Below are 18,562 nucleotides of genomic sequence, written 5' to 3'. Positions count from 1 at the left end.
CGTACCGCACCCGCAAAAAAACATAATAGGGTGTTGACGCTTGCTGCTTAGGGCTGCATCAACGTTCCATATCGACTGACAGGTTTCCCCATGGCTTCGCGCACCTACAACATCCCCAATCTTCTGACCTATGGCCGCATTCTGGCCGTGCCGGTCATCGTTTTGTGTTTCTTCGTGGAGGGGAAGCTCGAAAGTTCGGATTTTGCCCGGTGGACAGCGCTGTGGCTGTTCATCATCGCCTCGCTCACCGATTTTCTCGATGGATATCTCGCTCGTATCTGGAACCAGACATCCAATATCGGTCGCATGCTGGACCCCATAGCCGACAAACTGCTGATTGCATCCGTGCTGTTGCTGCTGGCTGCCGATGGCACCATTGCGGGCTGGTCGCTCTGGGCCGCCATCACCATCCTGTGCCGTGAAATTCTGGTCTCCGGCCTGCGCGAATATCTCGCCGCACTCAAGGTTTCCGTTCCGGTCACACAGATCGCCAAGTGGAAGACGACGATCCAGATGGTGTCCATAGCCTTTCTTCTGGCGGGCCCGGCTGGCGATCAGGTCCTGCCCTACACAACGGAAATCGGCATCACCCTTCTTTGGGTCGCTGCGGCGCTGACCATCTACACCGGCTACGACTACTTCAAAGCTGGCCTCAAGCACATCGTGGATGCGGAATAATGGTCCATATCGTCTACTTCGCATGGGTGCGGGAACGGATCGGCAAGTCGGAAGAGGATTTGGAGCTTCCTGCTGATGTGACGACCGCCGGTGAATTGATCAAGTACCTGACGACACGCGGCGACGAGTACGAGGCTGCCTTCGCATTTCCCGATGTCATCCGTGTCGCCGTCAATCAGGAACATATCGACCACGATGAGAGCATTGTCGGCGCTCGTGAAATCGGCATTTTCCCGCCAATGACTGGCGGCTGACGGCCATGACTGCTGCAATCACCCCCACAATCCGTGTGCAGCAGCAGGAGTTCGACGCCGCGTTGGAAGCAAAGCGTCTTACGGACGGCAACCTTGCGATCGGTGCCGTCGTCACTTTCACCGGTCTATGCCGTGATGATGGTGGCACACTATCCGCTCTGGAACTCGAGCATTATCCCGGAATGGCGGAAGCCGAAATGCTGCGCATTGCCAATCTCGCAATCGAGCGCTTTGATCTCCTCGGCCTTACGGCGATCCATCGCTACGGCAAAATCGCCACAGGCGACACCATCGTTCTCGTCATCGCCGCGTCTACCCACCGGCAAGCCGCATTTGACGGCGCGAACTTCGTCATGGATTACCTCAAGACCTCTGCCCCTTTCTGGAAGAAAGAGCACGACAGGGATGGCACGGCCGGTGACTGGATATCCGCCAAGGATGCAGACAGTGCTGCCGAGGATAAGTGGCGCTAAGGCGCTTCCCGCTCGCTTCTGGTGATAACCAGCCACACAATCAACATGGCCAGCACCGCTGCATCACGCCATGTCACGGGACCGTACGCAGCCCAGAATGTTTCGGCAAAGCCAATCGCGGCTGCTCCGGCTGCGCATTTCAGGGGACTACTGTAACCACCTGCCGCCGAAATCAGCACCACTTTCAGGCCGAAGGCCAGCCCGGCACCGAAATCCATATTGCCGTAATAAAATGTCGCCAGCACACCGCAGATGGAAGCGAAGAGCGCGGCGACGACATAGGCCCCTAGAAACACCCGTCCCGCATCGACGCCAAGCAGCGACGCGGCGAGGGCGTCCTCCGAGACAGCCTTCCATCGTCTTCCAACGTTCGATGTCTGCAATATCGTGTAGCCGACCGCCACCATCGCAACCATGGTTGTCGAATTGACAAGCTGCATCGGCGTGATGGTTACGCCGAAATCCGGGCTTCGCCAAACGTAAAGAGGCTCATTCAGAAAAGGCGGTAGCCATAGGGACCGCGTCCCCGCTGCCAGCCTCGCACTTTCCATCAGCGCAATCAGCGCGCCGATGGATGCGACGGTGACCGCGTTTGGAGACGCTTTCGACAGCGGGCGCATCACTGCCCTGCCGATAAAAAGCCCAGCCCAGAGCCCGCCTGAAATACCCGCGAGAGCACCGAGTGCCAGCGTGGCGGGCAGGATCAACCACAATTCATTCCAACCGAAATCCGCAAACAGCAGACATGTGAGGCCAGCGAAAGCAAAGATGGCGCCATAGGTCACATCTGCGCGCTTGGTGATGGAGAAGGCGATGGCGTAACCGAAGGCGAGCGCGGCATAGAGCGCAGCCACCGGCAATCCGTTCAGCAACTGCTGCATGAAATACGCCATACCTCCCGCCTTTCAAATTTATAACTGGTAAAATACGCTTTGTCGGTTATATCTACATCATGAATTTTGTCTGGACGCCACATCGTTTTGTCGGAGGAGCACTGGCGCTCGATGTCGCCAACAGCGTCATCCTGCGCTTCGACAACGAGAAATCCGTGGATCTTTTTGCTATGCCAGAACAGGTGGACAGTTTTTGCGAGGCAGCGGCCCGGCTATCGGCAGAGCGGGGCATATTCCCTGCCCTTGCGACACCCTCTGCCACAAACCGAGTGAATCTGATCGAACTGCGCGAAGCGACCGACCGCTATTTCCGCCAGTTGATCGAGACGGGACAGGATGAAAACGACCTGTTGGCCGCCCTTTTGACCGCCTCTGCCAAGGCTCTCAAAAACGCGCCTGACAGACACAGCCTCGAAGCGGCAACCGCCCGCTCCGTGCTGAACCTCATGGCAGGGCCGGATCGCACCCGATTGCGGATTTGCGGCCATTGCGGGTGGCTGTTCATCGACCGCAGCAAGAACCGCAGCCGCATCTGGTGCGACATGGCGGTCTGCGGCAATCGGCAGAAGGCGGCCAAGCACTACCGGCGCAAGAAGGAGACGGCGTCATGAAGACGGTCGCCATTCTCCTCACCGCCACTCTCCTGCTGACAGCCTGTCAGCGCGAAGAGCAAAGAGAAATCGTCAGCGTGTCCGGTCGCATGTTCGTCTTCAATTATCGTGTGGCCACCGCGACTTATCTTGTAACGCTACAGCCGACTGCGCCTATCAGGGAAGGAAGCAGCATCGAAGCCAGCTTTGAAAATCCCCGTGGCGGTGAGGCATTCGCCGTAACGGAACGGCTGTTTCCCAAAAGTCCGAAAATCGTGCTGCAGAGCCCGCCAGTCGAATGCGTCAAAGAAGGCCGTGCCTATCAGGTAAAGATCCGTCTGAAAGCGCCGGACGGGCATGTGATGCAGACGATAGAGACGAGCATCACATCCGATACCGATCAATCGATGCTGCCCGCCAAGCCGCTCGTGGTGGGGCCGCTCTACACGCCAAACCCGGAGGTGTTTAAGGCGGATGGGAGTACGGATATGGCGCCGGTTTCGGGGTGTCCTGCTCGCTGAAATTGGTTGGCGTTTTGCCGTGTGGCTCACCCCCCTCTGGCCTGCCGGCCATCTCCCCCACAGGTGGGGAGATCGACTCGTGGCGGCCACTCGGCCATCTCCAACGTCGAGATGGAAGTAGGTGTTCACGCCCAGCTGATCTGCCTCCTTGTGGGGGAGATGGCCGGCAGGCCAGAGGGGGGTGAGCCACACGGCAAAACGCCAACTGACCAACCAACACACGCACACAAAAAACGGAGCCTCTCGGCTCCGTTTTCCAAATCACTTCATCACCTTAAAGCGCGCATCTCACAAAAAGATTCCGCCGCTTCAAAAACTGAATCAGCCGACGATTTCGGTTTCTGCGAACCAGTAGGCGATTTCCTGAGCGGCAGTTTCAGGGGCATCCGAACCGTGAACGGAGTTTTCGCCGATGGACAGCGCGAACTGCTTGCGGATCGTGCCTTCGTCAGCGTTGGCAGGGTTGGTAGCACCCATGATTTCGCGGTTCTTGAGGATTGCGTTTTCGCCTTCCAGAACCTGAACGATGGTCGGGCCGGATGTCATGCCTTCAACCAGTTCGCCGAAGAAAGGACGTTCCTTGTGAACAGCGTAGAAGCCTTCTGCTTCGCGCTTGCTCATCCAGACGCGCTTGGATGCGATGATGCGCAGGCCGTTGTCTTCAAATACCTTGGTGATCGCGCCGGTCAGGTTGCGCTTGGTCGCGTCAGGCTTGATCATCGAAAATGTGCGTTCAATCGCCATGTGTCTGTTCCTTGTCCTTGGAGAAAGTGGGCGGTGTTTACCCGCCCGAAGGCCCGAAAACAAGGGGGAGCACCGGATTTGACATGTCCGGTGTCACATTTCACGCCGCTGTCACACTTCGTCCCCTTGCACCGTGCAGATCAAGGCATCGCTCGAACCAATCGCGCACGGGGTCTTTGTCAGCGAACATGTCCACGCCGGAGATGATGCGGACCCATTGTAGCGCACCGAAAACGATATAATCGGCAAAGAGCGGGCAATCGCCACCAATGAACGGTTGGAAGGTCAGCATGCTACGGATCGGTTCCAGCTTTGCCGGAAACGCCGCAATCTCGGCGTCACGATTGGCAGTTACCTCCTCGAGCGTCCGGCCAAAACGCTTGGTGCGGCTTTCGCGGAAATAGACCCTGTCCTGCTCGTCCAATATGTCGTGAATATCCAAAACGGCAAATTTGGCGATGGCGGGATGAAGCTGGGTCTGCGACCAGCTTTCGACGAAACGGGCCAGAGCCTTGCCGCCCTCCCCGTTGAACAGGGACGGCGCGTCGGGATAGGCCTCGTCCAGATACAGTGCGATTTCAAAACTGTCTTTCACCAGTTGATCGCCATCCCGCAAGATCGGCACCGTTTTGGAATAGCCGTTTTCCACGCCCGGAATGGCGGTGAATGCGAGCGGACGCTCTTCAAAATCCAGCCCTTTGTGCGCGAGCGATAAAACCGTCTTCCAGCAATGGGGCGAAAATGGCCGGGCGTCATCTGCTCCGCAAAGAGAATAGAGGGTTCTGGATGTCATGGCTGGTCCTTCCCGCATGTGAAACTTGTCCCATCAAATCAGCGGACTTCAGGATGATCAAATGACGAAATGTCATGGCACTCATCACGCCATCGAATGCAGCCGCTACTTGCAATTGATGTCCGCCATTTATGGTATTTTAAAGTGTCTTGAACAATAGAATGCTGAAATGGTCAGATGTACTGCGAGAGCGGCATATCGAGTGTATGGAGATGCGGGGGCATGACGACACCAACCAGCAGCAAAAGCCGAGACACGTCCAGAAGCGGCGTCATCGTCACCAAGGTGACGCAGTTCATTACCAAGATGAACCTTGCCCCTTTGCCACGAAATTACGAGCTTTTCTTCGAGGTGCTGGCCGGACACAACGCCGCCATGGGCCGAGATATCCTGGCGCTGGGAAATTCCCCGCAACAGCACGAAATTGACATGGTCGGCCAGAAGCACAATCTGCCAGGCTTTTCGCGCATGGCGGCGGCACATGCCGCAAGCGAAGCAGCCACCACAATCGAGCAGATTTCGGTGCGCCTTTCTGCGGCACTGGACCGTTCCGAAACCCTACTGGCATCGGTCTCCGCAAAGTCCTCCACGCCGTTGACGCAGGATTATCTCGCCCAACTGCTGGAAGACATTCATCACGAACAGGCCAGCCTGCATAATTTCGTGCGCCAAGGTCTGGAAAAAATCCGCGATCAGGAAACCAGCAGCCGCAAGCTTCAGGCCGCCTCGCTGAAGGACTCGCTGACCGCGCTTCCCAACCGTGCCGCGTTCCTGGCAAAGCTTGCCGAGCTGTTTCAAAGCGAACACAGCGCATCCGCCTGCCTGGTCCTCGTCAATATCGACCACTTCCGCGAGATCAACGAGAAGTACGGCACCATCGCTGGCAACAAGGCGCTGCGTCGTCTGGCCGCGCTGTTTCGCAAATCGATCAAGAAAGACGATTTCGCCGCCCGCATCGGCGGCAATGATTTCGCGTTTCTGTTTTCCGGCGTCTCACAGGGCACGGCGCAAAGCATTGCCGAGCGCCTGCGCCACACCGTGGAAAACCTGCGTTTTGCGACCAAGGAAGGCGATGGCGAACATTTGACGGTCTCCATGGGCGTTGCCGCCTCGGAAGGCACCGTCAGCCCTGCCGAGTTCTATGGTCATGCCGAACTGGCGCTTCTGGCCGCCCGCAGCGGCGCGCGCAATTGCGTCATTCCCTATTGCCGGGAAGTGGCCCAGCGTTCCCGCAACAGTTACCTGATGCAGATCGGTGGATAAACGCGGTTGAAACTGTGGCTTTCGTGCTCTTGCGTTCGGCTGTGAGTTCGGCCAAAACGGCGCCATGATTACCATTTCAGACGTTTCTGCCCGTATTGCCGGGCGCCTCCTCCTCGATCACGCCACCGTGTCGCTCCCATCGGGCACGAAGGCCGGGCTCGTGGGGCGCAATGGCGCTGGCAAGTCCACCCTGTTCCGCATCATCACTGGCGATCTTGGTGCTGAAACGGGCGTGGTGTCCATCCCCAAAAACGCCCGCATGGGCCAGGTGGCGCAGGAAGCACCGGCAACGGAAGAAAGCCTCATCGACATCGTGCTGGCGGCCGATAAGGAACGTGCAGCGCTGATGCTCGAATCCGAAACGGCGACCGATCCGGGCCGCATCGCGGATATCCAGATGCGCCTCGTCGATATCGATGCCCATTCTGCCGAAGCCCGCGCGTCGAGCATTCTGGCCGGTCTGGGTTTCGATCAGGATGCGCAGCTTCGCCCGGCCTCGTCCTTTTCCGGCGGCTGGCGCATGCGCGTGGCGCTGGCGTCGGTGCTGTTTGCAGAGCCGGACCTGCTGCTGCTGGACGAACCGACCAACTACCTCGACCTTGAAGGCACGTTGTGGCTGGAAGATTACATCCGCCGCTATCCCTACACCGTCATCATCATCAGCCATGACCGCGATCTGCTCAACAACGCTGTCAATGCCATCGTGCATCTGGACCAGAAGAAGCTGACCTTCTATCGCGGCGGTTACGACCAGTTCGAGCGCCAGAAGGCCGAAGCTGACGAGTTGCAGACGAAGGCCAAAGTCAAGAACGATGCTGCGCGCAAACATCTGCAAAGCTTCATCGACCGCTTCAAGGCAAAGGCGTCCAAGGCCAAGCAGGCTCAGAGCCGCGTGAAAGCGCTGGAGCGCATGGGCACGGTGTCCTCCGTCATCGAAGATCACGTTCAGCCCATCACCTTCCCGGAACCGGAAAAGCAACCCGCCTCGCCCATCGTCGCCATCAATAGCGGTTCGGTGGGTTACGAGCCGGGCAAGCCGATCCTCAAGGGTCTCAATCTGCGCATCGACAATGACGACCGCATCGCGCTGCTGGGCTCCAACGGCAACGGTAAATCCACCTTCGCCAAGTTCATTTCCGGTCGCCTCGCGCCCGAAAACGGCGACTTGAGGCTAGCCCCTTCGCTGAAAATCGGCTTCTTCGCCCAGCACCAGCTGGATGACCTCGTTCCAGAAGAAAACCCCGTCGAGCACGTGCGCAAGCTGATGCCGCAGGCACCGGAAGCCAAGGTGCGCGCCCGCGTGGCGCAGATGGGACTGGCGACGGAAAAGATGGCAACACCTGCCAAGGACTTGTCGGGTGGCGAAAAGGCTCGTCTGCTGATGGGCCTGGCCGCGTTCCACGCACCGAACCTGCTCATCCTCGACGAACCGACCAACCACCTCGACATCGACAGCCGCCGCGCACTCATCGAAGCGCTGAACGATTATAACGGCGCCGTCATCCTGATTTCGCATGATCGCCATCTGATCGAAGCAACGGTGGACCGCCTCTGGCTCGTCAACAATGGCACGGTGACGACCTTCGAAGGCGATATGGATGAGTATCGCGATCTGATTGTCTCCTCAGGTAAAAAAAAAGACGAAAAAATTGAAGTCGTCGTAGACGGCGCTTCAAAAGCGGACCAACGCAAGGCCAACGCTGAAAAGCGCGCCTCGCTCGCCCCTCTTCGCAAAAAGATCAACGATATCGAATCCTTGACGGCAAAGCTTGAGAAGCTGATTCAGGCCCTTGATAAAGAGCTTGGAGACCCCGCCCTTTATGAAAAGGCCCCTGCCAAGGCAGCCCTGAAAGTCAAGGAACGCGGCGAAGCTGCCAGCAAACTGGCCGATGCCGAAGAGCAGTGGCTGATGCTTTCCAGCGAGTATGAAGAGGCTATGGCGGGTTGAGACTATATCAGCTGGCCTGAAGCCTGCTGACATACATTTGCGGCAACCCTGTCTATGCCCTACCCCACGCGTACAAAGCTTTGCGTATACTGGCGAGTGATAAGCTCCTCGCAAACAGTAACCACGCGTTAACCATAATCAGCGAAATTCTCGGCAGTTCAATTCGTCCATTTTCCGAGAATCACAATGGTTTTGCGCCACCTCTTCGTCGCTGCATGTGTTGCCGCGTGCCTTTCCAGCTGTACTGGCAAACCCCAGCCCGATGGCTCGCTCAAGACATCATTTGCGGCAACGATGCCAGCAGGCTCATCGCTCAGGGCACATGATCCCGTCGCACTCTCGCCAGCGGCATGGATGCGTCCGCGCAATCCGGGTGGCCTTGCCGGGCGTGATATCTACGTGTCATCGGTCAAGGACATTGCGCTTGCCAACAAGGAAGTGATCCTCAGTTTCGATGACGGCCCGGTGCCGGGCAAGACGGAAAGCATTCTGGCAACACTGGATGAATTCGGCGTCAAGGCGACGTTTTTGATGGTGGGCGAGATGGCGCAGGCGCATCCGGCCATTGCCAAGAAGGTGCTTGCCGAAGGGCACAGCATCGGCAGCCATACCTACAGTCACCCAAATCTTCGCAGCCTGTCGTTCGATCGCGCCTTGGCAGAAGTCTCGAAGGGTGCCATGGCGGTTGCCAAGGCCACGGATACCGACGCCTCGTTCTTCCGCTTCCCGTATCTGGCGGATAATGGGCGTTTGCGCCATATGGTATCGGACCGCGGCATGGTCATCATGGATGTGCAGATCGATTCGAAGGATTACTTCACCGATTCTCCGGCAGTCGTCGCCTCGCGAACCATGGCAGCACTTCGCCATCGCGGCAGCGGCATCATTCTCATGCACGACATCCACAAACGCACCGCCACCATGCTGCCCGCTCTGCTGACACAGTTGAAAGCCGAGGGCTACAAAGTGGTGCATCTGATTTACAAGAAACCGGCCCATAAGCCGCTGCTTGTTGCCTCATTGGACTGACGAAAGCCGGAAGCCTTTGCGTTCGCCACGGTAGAGGACATAAGCCAAGGATCACTACTTTCCTCATTCCTGTGCTTGTCACAGGAATCCAGTCGTCGCGCGTCTGCGCCGCGGAGAGAAGTCTTTTCAGCCCAACGACTTGGGCTGGCTGGATTCCTGTGACAAGCACAGGAATGAGGGAGGATAATATCACCCCCCAGCATTTAGAATCCATAGCATCGTACTGTAGCCGCCACCCTTGCCCACTCCGATGTTTCTGCTAGAACTCGATTAAGTAGTATTATTCGAGTGCAACATTCAGACGGGTTTTCTTACATGTCAGCTACCAAGCTCGCCATCGTCGGCGTCGGTAAAATCGTTCGCGATCAACACCTTCCAGCCATTGCCGCCAATCCGGATTTCGACCTGGTTGCCACGGCCAGCCGTCACGGCACTGTGGATGGCGTGCCGTCCTACGGCACCATCGAAGCTCTGCTCGAGGCAGTGCCGGACGTTCAGGCCGTCTCGTTGTGCATGCCGCCGCAGTATCGCTATACCGCAGCCTATGCCGCGCTGACCGCGGGCAAGCATGTTTTCCTCGAAAAGCCGCCCGGTGCCACGCTTTCCGAAGTGCAGGACCTGTCGCGTCTGGCAGCATCCAAGGGCGTTTCGCTGTTTGCCAGCTGGCATTCCCGCTATGCACCTGCCGTAGAAGCCGCCAAGTCTTTCCTCGCCTCGACAAAAATCAACAGCGTTCATGTCATCTGGAAAGAAGACGTGCGCCACTGGCATCCCAATCAGGACTGGATCTGGCAGGCGGGTGGTCTCGGCGTGTTCGATCCCGGCATCAATGCCCTGTCGATCATCACCCACATTCTGCCGCGCGCGCTGTTCATCACCAAGGCAACGCTGGAATTCCCTGAGAACCGCGATGCACCGATTGCCGCCGACATCCGCTTTTCGGATGTCACGCAGTTACAGGTCCATGCCGAATTCGATTGGCGCCAGACCGGCAAGCAGAGCTGGGACATCATTGCTGAAACCGATGCCGGACAGATGGTTCTGTCGGAAGGCGGCGCCAAGCTTTCGATCGATGGCGACCTGAAAATGGCCGAGCCGGAGCGCGAATATCCTGCCCTTTACGAACGCTTCGCCGAAATCATCAAGGCTGGAACATCCGACGTCGATCTGGCTCCGTTGACCCACGTGGCCGACGCCTTCCTTCTCGGTCGTCACAAGTTCGTCGATTCGTTTTTCGACTGATCGACGTCGCGACGTCAGATATCAGAGGGCGCGGCTGATGAAGCGGTTGCGCCCTTCTTTTTTGGCCTGATACAGCGCCTCATCGACGCGTTGCAACAGCGCCGCACGGTCCGCTCCGGCTTGTGGCGCGATGGCACCGCCGATGCTCAGATTGGCCACGACACCATGGCCATCGATATCGAAGGGTTCACGGAAGGCGTTCAAAAGACGCTCGGCGATTCTTTCCAGCGTTTCAGGCGCCTGCGGGCGCGGCACGAAGATGGCGAATTCATCGCCTCCCATGCGCACCACCGTATCCTGCGTGCGAATACATGCGCGAATACGGTCTGCCGATTCCTGCAACACGCGGTCACCGGCGGCATGGCCCAGCGTGTCATTGATGGCCTTAAAGCCATCCATATCCAGATAAAGCGCGCCGAATGTGCCGTGATCGCGCAGTTCCGCACCCAATTGCGCGTCGATCAACAACTCCAACGCCTTGCGGTTATAGAAGCCGGTCAGCGGATCGGTCATTGCGGCGTCGCGCAACTCTCTCTGGGCAAGGCTCATGGTAAAATTGGCCCGCTGCAATCTCAGCAGTGCCCCAGCAAGCGTCGCAAATCGTTGAAGATTCGTCTGCTCCTCCGGGCCGAACTGGCGCGGTTTGGTATCCGTCAAGCAAAAAGCTCCGACGGCCAGTCCAGGCTCAAGCTCGATAGGCGTACCGGCATAGAACCGGATATTCGGGCTGGCGACCACATAGGGCATGGACTTCCATTTCGGGTCGCCGGAAAGATCGGGAATGACGACCGTCTCATTCGTCATGACGACCACGTTGCAGGCGGAAATATCGCTGCTGCATTCGCTGATCTGCTCACCGGACTGGTGCACGATGTGCATCCAGTGGTCGTCAATAATATGCACTGCGGCCCGCGAGGTGCCGAACATGTCTCTGGCAAGCCCCGATAGCGCGGCCAGCTCCTCTGCGGGAGCATCAGCCAGCGGCAATATTTCGCGCACGGCCATCAGGCGGGCGGCTTCATCTTTGGAAAATGGCGTCTCTTGCCCCATTAAACGTCCCTCACGCCCATGCGTACCCTGCCCTCATGCCTTCTTCTGCCAGCGGCCTTCCGGCGACTGCTGCCAGTAGGTCAGCGTGTGGCCTTCGCCCTTCAGCTTCTTCCACTGAGCGCGCGCGCCTTCCAGCTGGGCTGCATCATAACCGTCAAACATGAACACGATGCGCTCATAGGCGTCGAAAGCAGGAGGTTCGGCACCATCGACGATAAAGCGGACATTGGCTGCATTGGCGTTGTCGGCAGTCGCCGTCAACAGGACGGGCTGATCGGCTGCTCTGTCCGACGCGTCGGTGGCGTGGGGCATGAAACTGTCGTCACGAAACGTCCAGAGATGAACGTCGAGAGCATCCCGACGCGCCTCTCCAGCCGTCTGGACCGCGACCTTCCAGCCACGCTCCAGCGACTTTTCCAAAAGCGGTGGCAGGGCGTCTTCAAGTTTCGATTCCGTCAGATGGTAAAACAGTATGTCTGTCATCGAAACGCCCGTAGCCAGTTCCGCGTCAAGTTTCAATCCTCATAGTGCGCGCGAACCAGTTCATTCAGCAGCCGCACCCCGTAACCGGAGCCCCAGGACTGATTGATTTCCGTCAGAGGCGATCCCATTGCGGTTCCTGCAATGTCTAGATGGGCCCACGGCATATCGCCGACGAAGCGCTTCAGGAACTGCGCGGCGGTGACGGAACCGGCCAGACGACCGGAGCTGTTCTTCATATCCGCGAACTTCGAATCGATGATCTTGTCGTAGTCCTTGCCCAGCGGCATGCGCCACAAACGCTCCTGCGTCGTATCGCCCGCCTTCGTCAGTCGTTCTGCCAACTCATCATCATTGCAAAACAGGCCAGCCTGCAGATTTCCGAGTGCGACGGTGATGGCGCCGGTCAGAGTGGCCAGATTGACCATGAACTTAGGCTTGAAGCGGTCGTTTGTGTACCAAAGCGCGTCTGCCAAAACGAGGCGACCTTCCGCATCGGTATTGATGATCTCGATGGTCTGTCCCGACATGGAGGTGACGATGTCGCCGGGGCGCTGCGCATTGCCGTCCGGCATGTTTTCCACAAGACCGATTACGCCGATAACATTGGCCTTCGCCTTGCGGGCAGCAAGCGTGTGCATAAGGCCAGTCACGGCGGCAGCGCCGCCCATGTCGCCCTTCATGTCCTCCATGCCCGCACCGGGTTTGAGGGAAATACCGCCTGTGTCGAAAACGACGCCCTTACCGACGAAAGCGATCGGCTCATCCTTCTTGGAGCCACCCTTCCACTGCATGATTGCGAGGCGTGGTGGACGAACTGAGCCCTGCGCAACGCCCAGCAGCGCGCCCATGCCCAGCTTCTTCATTTCCTTTTCGCCAAGGATTTCAACTTCCACGCCGAGTTTCTTCAACTCCTCGGCCTTGTCGGCGAACTCGACGGGACCCAGAACATTCGGCGGCAGGTTGACGAGGTCACGTGCCAGGATGACGCCTTGCGCCTCGGCTTCCGCAGTCTCAAATGCGGTCTTTGCCTCCACGTGGGCGGCGGTGATAATCGTCACATCCACGCTCTTGGGCGTTTTGTCGTCTTCGGATTTCTTTTTCGTCTTGTAGGTATCGAAGCTATAGGCCCGCAGCAGCAGCCCGAGGGCGAAATCGGCAGCAGCCTTGCCATCGACTTCGATCCCCAAGGCATCGAGATAGATGACGACTTTCTCGGCCTTCTTGAACTGGGCGGCGGCGGCTCCGCCTGCGCGCAGCCAGTCATGTGCCGTCAGTTTGGCAGGCTTGCCGAGACCGATCACCACGATCCGGTCGGCATCCGAACCTTGCGGTGCCAACACGTCCAGAACGCTCATCGATTTTGCGGCAAAACCGGCCACTTTGGTTGCCTTTGCCAGAACACCGGATGGGTCGACCTGTGCCTGCCCTGCGGGGCCGCCATCACCGGTAACCTGCAACAGAATTGCGGTGGCATCTTCAAGATTGGCGGAATTGGCAAAAGAGATATCGAATTTGGCGGACATGTTCTCGCTCATCGCTTTATTTCGGGATGCGGCGGATCATGGCTTTTTCCCGGCCCGGCGCAACCCTGCAATCGGCCTCCGCCGTGTCAATTTTGTGAATCGGCCCGCCATCCCGGTCAGAAATCACCTTCAACAAAAAGACACAGAGGTAAGAAAAATGACCGCACAAAACAGAATTGTGCGTGGTGCGGAATAGCCATTCGCGTTTGTTGCGGCTAGATAGGAGCCGTTCCCGCGGGGGGAACAGGCATGAAGACACCACATCAGGGACCGAATGACGCTTCTTGAACGATACATATTGCGACGTGCGACGCAGATGTTTCTGGTCGCGCTGCTGCCTGTTCTGGCGATTATCTGGACGATTCAGGTTCTTCAGAGAATCAACCTCGTCACCGATACGGGCCAGTCCATGGGGTCGTTTGTAACCCTTGCGACCATGCTTTTGCCGACCCTTATCCCCGTCGTTCTGCCGTTTGCGCTGGTGATTGCCATCACCCAGACGCTCACCGCCATGAATACGGATTCGGAACTGGCGATCATAGATGCATCAGGCGCGCCGCGCTCCATCATCTTCAAGCCCATCCTCATTCTCGGTACGGTTCTGAGCCTCGTTTCCTTTGGAATCACCAATTTTGCCGAGCCCCCTGCCCGCACCGCTGCGCGGCAGATGGTGGCCGCCGCCTATGCCGACCTTCTCTCGTCGGTCATCGAGGAAAAGACGTTCCGCACCATTCAGGATGGTCTTTACGTTCAGATCGGTCAACGACAGGGTCGCATTCTGCGTGGCCTGTTCGTGGCGGATCGGCGCGATCCGAATTACGACCTCATCTATTATGCCAAGGAAGGCATGATCGATGAAGGCGGCACATCTCTCACCATGCGCGATGGCGAAGTCCAGCAGAAGACGCCGGATGGCAAAGTGTCCGTGGTGAAATTCCTGTCCTACGCCTTTGACCTTTCGACGATGTCGGAGAAGTCCGATAACGAGACATCCATTTCATCCAGCGATGCGAGCCTGTCATTCCTTCTGTCGCCGGATCCGACTGTGGACAGTTACAAGAAATCTCCCGGCGGTTTTCGCTCGGAGCTTCACCGCCGTTTGTCGGACTGGATGTTCCCATTTGTTTTTGCTCTGATTTCGCTGGTTGTCGCTGCCGATGCGCGCTCCCACCGTGAGGCGCGCCTGCACCCGATGGTCGCGGCCCTCATCACTGCTTTCATGCTGCGCTGGCTTGGCTTCTACTTCACCAATCAGGTCAAGCAGAGCGCGGCTTTCATACCCTTCGTCTATGCGGTGCCGTTCGTCAGCGGCGGTATCGCCACGTTCCTGCTGCTCTCGGGTAAGAAACTGTTGATGCCGCGCGCATTCGGCAATGCTTTGCAAACCATCCAGAAGCGCTTCTCGTCTTCCAAGGCGCCCGGCGCTGGAGGGCAAAGCGCATGATGTTCGGCACCCTCGCCCGCTATTTCCTCAAGCGTTACGCCATGACGACGTTCTGGTTTCTGCTTGGTATTTCCGCAATCATTTTCCTGGCCGATTTCAGTGAGACAGCCCGACGCATGTCCGGCCTGCCCGGATACTCGGTTCCAGCAGCCCTTGGTCTGACGGCGCTTCGTCTTCCGCTCATTTTGCAGCAGACCGTGCCGTTCATCGCCCTCTTTGTTGGTATGACGACGCTGATTTCGCTCAACCGGCGCTATGAGCTGGTTGTGACGCGCGCTGCCGGCATTTCCGCTTGGCAATTCATTCTGCCCTTCATCGGCGGTGCGATCCTTCTCGGCGTTCTGGCCGTGACGGTGCTCAACCCTATCGCTGCCTGGGGCGAGAGCAAGTCGCTCGCAGTCGAATCGGGTTGGCGCAATGAAGGCGGATCGACACGCCAGCAACAGGTCCTCCCCTGGTTGCGCCAGAGCAGCGGCGGGCAGGATACGATCATCGGCGCCAAAAGCTTCGAAGACAACGGAACGCTGCTGAAAGATGTCGTCCTGATTCACCTCGACAAGGCCGGTAACATCCTTCTCAGACAGGATGCGAAGTCGGCTAAGTTGGAAGATGGTTACTGGCTTCTTAACGACGTGGCGGAGATTCGTCCCGGTCATGTACCAAGCCGGGAATCGACGGCACGAATCAGCACCAATCTGAGACGCGAGTTCGTGCAGGAGCGCCTGACACAGCCCGAAACCGTTGCTTTCTTTGAGCTTTCTCACAAAATCGAGGTCGCTCAGTCCTTCGGCATTTCGTCCAAGGCGCTTGAGACGCAGTACCACTTCCTGTTGTCCATGCCTTTTCTTCTCGTGGCGATGACCTTGATCGCCGCGACTGTTTCATTAAAGTTCAGCCGTTTTGCACAGTCTCGTTCAGTGATTCTGGGTGGAATCGTTTCCGGCTTCGTGCTTTATGTAGTAACCGTGCTCGTAAGGGCATTCGGGAGTAGCGGGGTTGTCCCTCCCTTCGTCGCGGTCTGGGTTCCAGTTGTCGTGGCATTGGCGTTGGGTGCAACCATTCTGCTTCATCAGGAGGACGGCTAGTGGCGGTATTTGACCGCGGGAATATCAGACGGCTGGCAACAGCCCTTCTGACTGGGGCTTCTGTGTGCGCATATGTAGCGACCGCTTCCAGCGTTTTTGCTGAAGACGGCGTTATCGTGGGCGATCCACAAGACCAATCAAAACTCCTGCTTACAGCAAATGAACTGACCTATAATAAGGATTCGCAGCGCGTGGTTGCGACCGGGGGCGTGCGCATGCACTACACCGGCTACCGCATGGTCGCCCAGCGCGTGGAATACAATCAGTCCACCGGACGCGTTCTTGCGCGCGGCAACATCGAATTGATCGAGCCCGGCGGCAACCGCATCTACGCGGATGAACTGGATGTAACGGACGATTTCGGCCAGGGCTTCGTCAACACGCTTCGTGTGGAAACCACCGACAACACCCGTATCGCCGGTGAGAGTGCCGAGCGCCTGTCACAGGACGTCATGGTCCTCAACAACGGCGTCTACACAGCGTGTCTTCCCTGCGCGGAACGCCCGGACAAGCCACCTCTGTGGCAGGTCAAGGCAGAGCGCGTAATTCAGGACGGAAAGACCCATACGGTTCGGCTGGAAAAAGCCCGCTTCGAGCTGTTTGGCAAGTCCATCGCCTATCTTCCGTTCATCACGGTTCCAGACAATACCGTGAAACGTAAGTCCGGCTTCCTGTTCCCACGCATGAGCGTGACGGACAATCTCGGCTTCGGCATCGGCGTGCCTTATTTCCAGGTCCTATCTGACACATCAGACATGACTATTACGCCAACCTACTACACCTCGCAGGGTCTTCTGCTCGAGGGTGAGTTGCGTCAGCGTTTCGAAATGGGAACGCATACATTGCGAGCTGCCGGCATCAACCAGCAGAATCCGAAGGATTTCGATGCCAATACAAGCGACTCGCTGAACGATACGCGTGCGATGATCGCGTCCAAGGGCGAGTTCAACATCAATCCCCGCTGGGCCTTCGGCTGGGATGCCATGGTGCAGACCGACAACAACTTCTCGCGCACCTACGGCATCAAGGATTATAAAAGCTCAGTCCAGACAAATAAGATTTATCTCAATGGCGTCGGCGAGCGTAACAACTTCGACCTGAACGCTTATTACTTCAACGTTCAGGACAAGGACGATTCGGAAACGGAAGAGCGCAAGCAGGCCATCGTTCACCCTGCACTCGACTACCGTTATTTCATGCCTGACCCGGTCTATGGCGGTGAGCTTTCGCTGACGACCAACTTCACCAGCCTGACGCGTCAGAAGCAGGATGCCTACAATCTCGGTGATTCCATCCGTTACAACGGCCTCGAAGGCAGCTACACGCGTCTGTCAACCGAGGGAGAGTGGAAGCGGACCTTTACCTTTGACAGCGGCTTGCTCCTGACGCCTCTTCTGGCTGCACGCGGCGACGCATTGTGGACGGATATGTCTGCAAACAGCTTTGGCACGTCTTTGAATTATGACGGCACGATCAATGATGATGCGGCTTTGCGCGGTATGGCGACATTCGGTCTCGAAGCCCGGTATCCGGTGCTCTTCACAGCGCTTCATAGCAATCACGTGATCGAGCCCATCGCCCAGATTTTCGTTCGCCCCAACGAATCCTACGCCGGAGAGCTTCCAAACGAAGACTCCCAGGCTTTCGTGTTCGATGCGACGAACCTTTTCGATCGCGACAAATTCTCTGGCTTCGATCGTATCGAGGGCGGCACACGCGCCAATCTCGGTGTCCGATACAACGGTACGTTTGACAATGGTTATGGTATTCGCGCCGTCGCAGGTCAGTCGTTCCACCTTGCAGGCGTCAATTCCTTTGCGTCCAACGACCTCGTGAATGTCGGTGCCAACTCCGGCCTGGAAACAGATCGGTCTGACTACGTCGCCATGGCTGCCATCGACGCGCCGATCGGCCTGTCGCTGTCTTCCAGCCTGAGATTTGACAAGGACAGCTTGGAGGTCAATCGTTCTGAGACGGCAGTTACCTACACTGACAATCGCGTGTCGGGTAAAGTCAGCTATACGCAGGTCGACGCACAGCCGGAATATGGATATGACCGCAAGCGGGATATCGTTCAGGCGTCCGGCAAGTTGCGTGTGGATGACAACTGGTCTCTCTTTGGTGCGATCAATTACGATATCAACAACAAGTTCTCCAGCGAACGCCGCATCGGCATTCTTTACCAGGACGAGTGCACGATCTTCACCGTCAGCTATTCCGACGAAGGCAGCATCAACGCTGTAAACGAGTCTGCAAATGACTGGTCGATCAACGCCCGTCTCGCCTTCAGAACGCTCGGTGACATCAGCGTCGGCTCTGCTGGAACGGATTGGGATGATGCGGAAATCGGCTGGAAACCGAACAACTTCTAATTTTTGTGACGGCGGAGTGAAAACTCCGCCATTATTATTTATTCGATGTGATCGGCAGTGCTATTCTGCGCCACCGTTTCGCCGCAAGATAACTGCACTGTTCCCCGCGCATATGATTGCCGTTTTGCCAGATCAGGTGATATATACGGTCGCGCTCAGATTTAATCTGTAGCAAAA

The 18,562-nt window shown here is 57.5% G+C and carries 19 protein-coding genes; 13 read left to right on the top strand and 6 right to left on the bottom strand.

Translation table 11 applies throughout. From position 1 onward, the window contains the following. Window positions 1–90: 90 nt before the first annotated feature. From pgsA to HRR99_RS05050, 3 genes are read left to right on the top strand one after another with little or no spacing between them, the layout of a single operon-like run. A complete protein-coding gene (pgsA, locus tag HRR99_RS05060) occupies window positions 91–678 on the top strand; it encodes a CDP-diacylglycerol--glycerol-3-phosphate 3-phosphatidyltransferase (RefSeq protein WP_111839695.1) in 588 nt (195 codons plus the stop codon). After that, a complete protein-coding gene (gene moaD / locus HRR99_RS05055; protein ID WP_233123004.1) occupies window positions 678–932 on the top strand; it encodes a molybdopterin converting factor subunit 1 in 255 nt (84 codons plus the stop codon). The genes pgsA and moaD overlap by 1 nt, the downstream gene beginning before the upstream one ends. Before the next feature lie 5 nt (window positions 933–937). Next, window positions 938–1,405, top strand: a complete 468-nt coding sequence (locus HRR99_RS05050; protein ID WP_233123003.1) for a molybdenum cofactor biosynthesis protein MoaE — start codon at window positions 938–940, stop codon at window positions 1,403–1,405. Here the strand turns inward: HRR99_RS05050 and HRR99_RS05045 are convergent. Further along, window positions 1,402–2,298 (bottom strand): branched-chain amino acid ABC transporter permease, encoded by an 897-nt coding sequence (locus HRR99_RS05045; protein ID WP_233123002.1) that lies wholly within the window; start codon window positions 2,296–2,298, stop codon window positions 1,402–1,404. The two genes, HRR99_RS05050 and HRR99_RS05045, sit on opposite strands and share 4 nt — an antisense overlap. Before the next feature lie 59 nt (window positions 2,299–2,357). Here HRR99_RS05045 and HRR99_RS05040 point away from each other — a divergent pair, with 59 nt between their 5' ends. Continuing rightward, a complete protein-coding gene (locus HRR99_RS05040) occupies window positions 2,358–2,909 on the top strand; it encodes a CGNR zinc finger domain-containing protein (protein ID WP_233123001.1) in 552 nt (183 codons plus the stop codon). Continuing rightward, the gene (locus HRR99_RS05035; RefSeq protein ID WP_233123000.1) at window positions 2,906–3,409 is read left to right on the top strand and encodes a hypothetical protein; all 504 of its coding nucleotides are present in this window, start codon (window positions 2,906–2,908) and stop codon (window positions 3,407–3,409) included. The genes HRR99_RS05040 and HRR99_RS05035 overlap by 4 nt, the downstream gene beginning before the upstream one ends. A gap of 321 nt (window positions 3,410–3,730) precedes the next feature. Here HRR99_RS05035 and ndk read toward each other — a convergent pair whose 3' ends face one another. Together ndk and HRR99_RS05025 are read right to left on the bottom strand one after the other, a co-directional pair. Continuing rightward, window positions 3,731–4,153 (bottom strand): nucleoside-diphosphate kinase, encoded by a 423-nt coding sequence (ndk, locus tag HRR99_RS05030; protein WP_042618581.1) that lies wholly within the window; start codon window positions 4,151–4,153, stop codon window positions 3,731–3,733. A 100-nt stretch (window positions 4,154–4,253) separates the two neighbouring features. Continuing rightward, window positions 4,254–4,946, bottom strand: coding sequence for a glutathione S-transferase family protein (locus HRR99_RS05025; RefSeq protein WP_233122999.1), 693 nt, complete (start codon window positions 4,944–4,946; stop codon window positions 4,254–4,256). Window positions 4,947–5,168: 222 nt separating this feature from the next. Here HRR99_RS05025 and HRR99_RS05020 point away from each other — a divergent pair, with 222 nt between their 5' ends. The 4 genes from HRR99_RS05020 (at window position 5,169) to HRR99_RS05005 (ending at window position 10,428) form a co-directional block, all read left to right on the top strand. Next, complete coding sequence (locus HRR99_RS05020; RefSeq protein ID WP_233122998.1) at window positions 5,169–6,209, top strand: GGDEF domain-containing protein; 1,041 nt, start codon at window positions 5,169–5,171, stop codon at window positions 6,207–6,209. 64 nt (window positions 6,210–6,273) lie between these two features. Further along, window positions 6,274–8,157 (top strand): ABC-F family ATP-binding cassette domain-containing protein, encoded by a 1,884-nt coding sequence (locus tag HRR99_RS05015; protein WP_112499190.1) that lies wholly within the window; start codon window positions 6,274–6,276, stop codon window positions 8,155–8,157. Between the two features lie 192 nt (window positions 8,158–8,349). After that, window positions 8,350–9,186 (top strand): polysaccharide deacetylase family protein, encoded by an 837-nt coding sequence (locus tag HRR99_RS05010; RefSeq protein WP_233123423.1) that lies wholly within the window; start codon window positions 8,350–8,352, stop codon window positions 9,184–9,186. A 315-nt stretch (window positions 9,187–9,501) separates the two neighbouring features. Beyond that, window positions 9,502–10,428 (top strand): Gfo/Idh/MocA family protein, encoded by a 927-nt coding sequence (locus HRR99_RS05005; protein ID WP_233122997.1) that lies wholly within the window; start codon window positions 9,502–9,504, stop codon window positions 10,426–10,428. 21 nt (window positions 10,429–10,449) lie between these two features. On the opposite strand, the gene HRR99_RS05000 is transcribed toward HRR99_RS05005, so the two are convergent. From HRR99_RS05000 to HRR99_RS04990, 3 genes are read right to left on the bottom strand one after another with little or no spacing between them, the layout of a single operon-like run. Next, on the bottom strand, window positions 10,450–11,478 hold the full coding sequence (locus HRR99_RS05000; protein ID WP_233122996.1) for a sensor domain-containing diguanylate cyclase: 1,029 nt from the start codon (window positions 11,476–11,478) through the stop codon (window positions 10,450–10,452). A gap of 33 nt (window positions 11,479–11,511) precedes the next feature. Then, window positions 11,512–11,961 (bottom strand): DNA polymerase III subunit chi, encoded by a 450-nt coding sequence (locus HRR99_RS04995; RefSeq protein WP_233122995.1) that lies wholly within the window; start codon window positions 11,959–11,961, stop codon window positions 11,512–11,514. Window positions 11,962–11,993: 32 nt separating this feature from the next. Beyond that, window positions 11,994–13,484, bottom strand: a complete 1,491-nt coding sequence (locus tag HRR99_RS04990; protein WP_233122994.1) for a leucyl aminopeptidase — start codon at window positions 13,482–13,484, stop codon at window positions 11,994–11,996. Here HRR99_RS04990 and HRR99_RS04985 point away from each other — a divergent pair. The 4 genes from HRR99_RS04985 (at window position 13,474) to HRR99_RS04970 (ending at window position 18,385) form a co-directional block, all read left to right on the top strand. After that, entirely contained in the window at window positions 13,474–13,680 is a 207-nt protein-coding gene (locus HRR99_RS04985) for a hypothetical protein (RefSeq protein ID WP_233122993.1), read from the top strand. The two genes, HRR99_RS04990 and HRR99_RS04985, sit on opposite strands and share 11 nt — an antisense overlap. A 78-nt stretch (window positions 13,681–13,758) precedes the next feature. Beyond that, window positions 13,759–14,928: an LPS export ABC transporter permease LptF gene (lptF, locus tag HRR99_RS04980; RefSeq protein ID WP_112499185.1), complete on the top strand. Its 1,170-nt coding sequence runs from the start codon at window positions 13,759–13,761 to the stop codon at window positions 14,926–14,928. Next, window positions 14,925–16,013: an LPS export ABC transporter permease LptG gene (lptG, locus tag HRR99_RS04975; RefSeq protein WP_233122992.1), complete on the top strand. Its 1,089-nt coding sequence runs from the start codon at window positions 14,925–14,927 to the stop codon at window positions 16,011–16,013. The genes lptF and lptG overlap by 4 nt, the downstream gene beginning before the upstream one ends. Then, window positions 16,013–18,385: an LPS-assembly protein LptD gene (locus tag HRR99_RS04970; protein ID WP_233122991.1), complete on the top strand. Its 2,373-nt coding sequence runs from the start codon at window positions 16,013–16,015 to the stop codon at window positions 18,383–18,385. The genes lptG and HRR99_RS04970 overlap by 1 nt, the downstream gene beginning before the upstream one ends. Window positions 18,386–18,562: the final 177 nt, after the last annotated feature.

Source organism: Agrobacterium vaccinii, assembly GCF_021310995.1.
GTDB classification, from domain to species: domain Bacteria; phylum Pseudomonadota; class Alphaproteobacteria; order Rhizobiales; family Rhizobiaceae; genus Agrobacterium; species Agrobacterium vaccinii.
The sequence above is the reverse complement of the archived record's forward strand: the minus strand, read 5'-3'. Positions and strand labels throughout refer to the sequence as shown.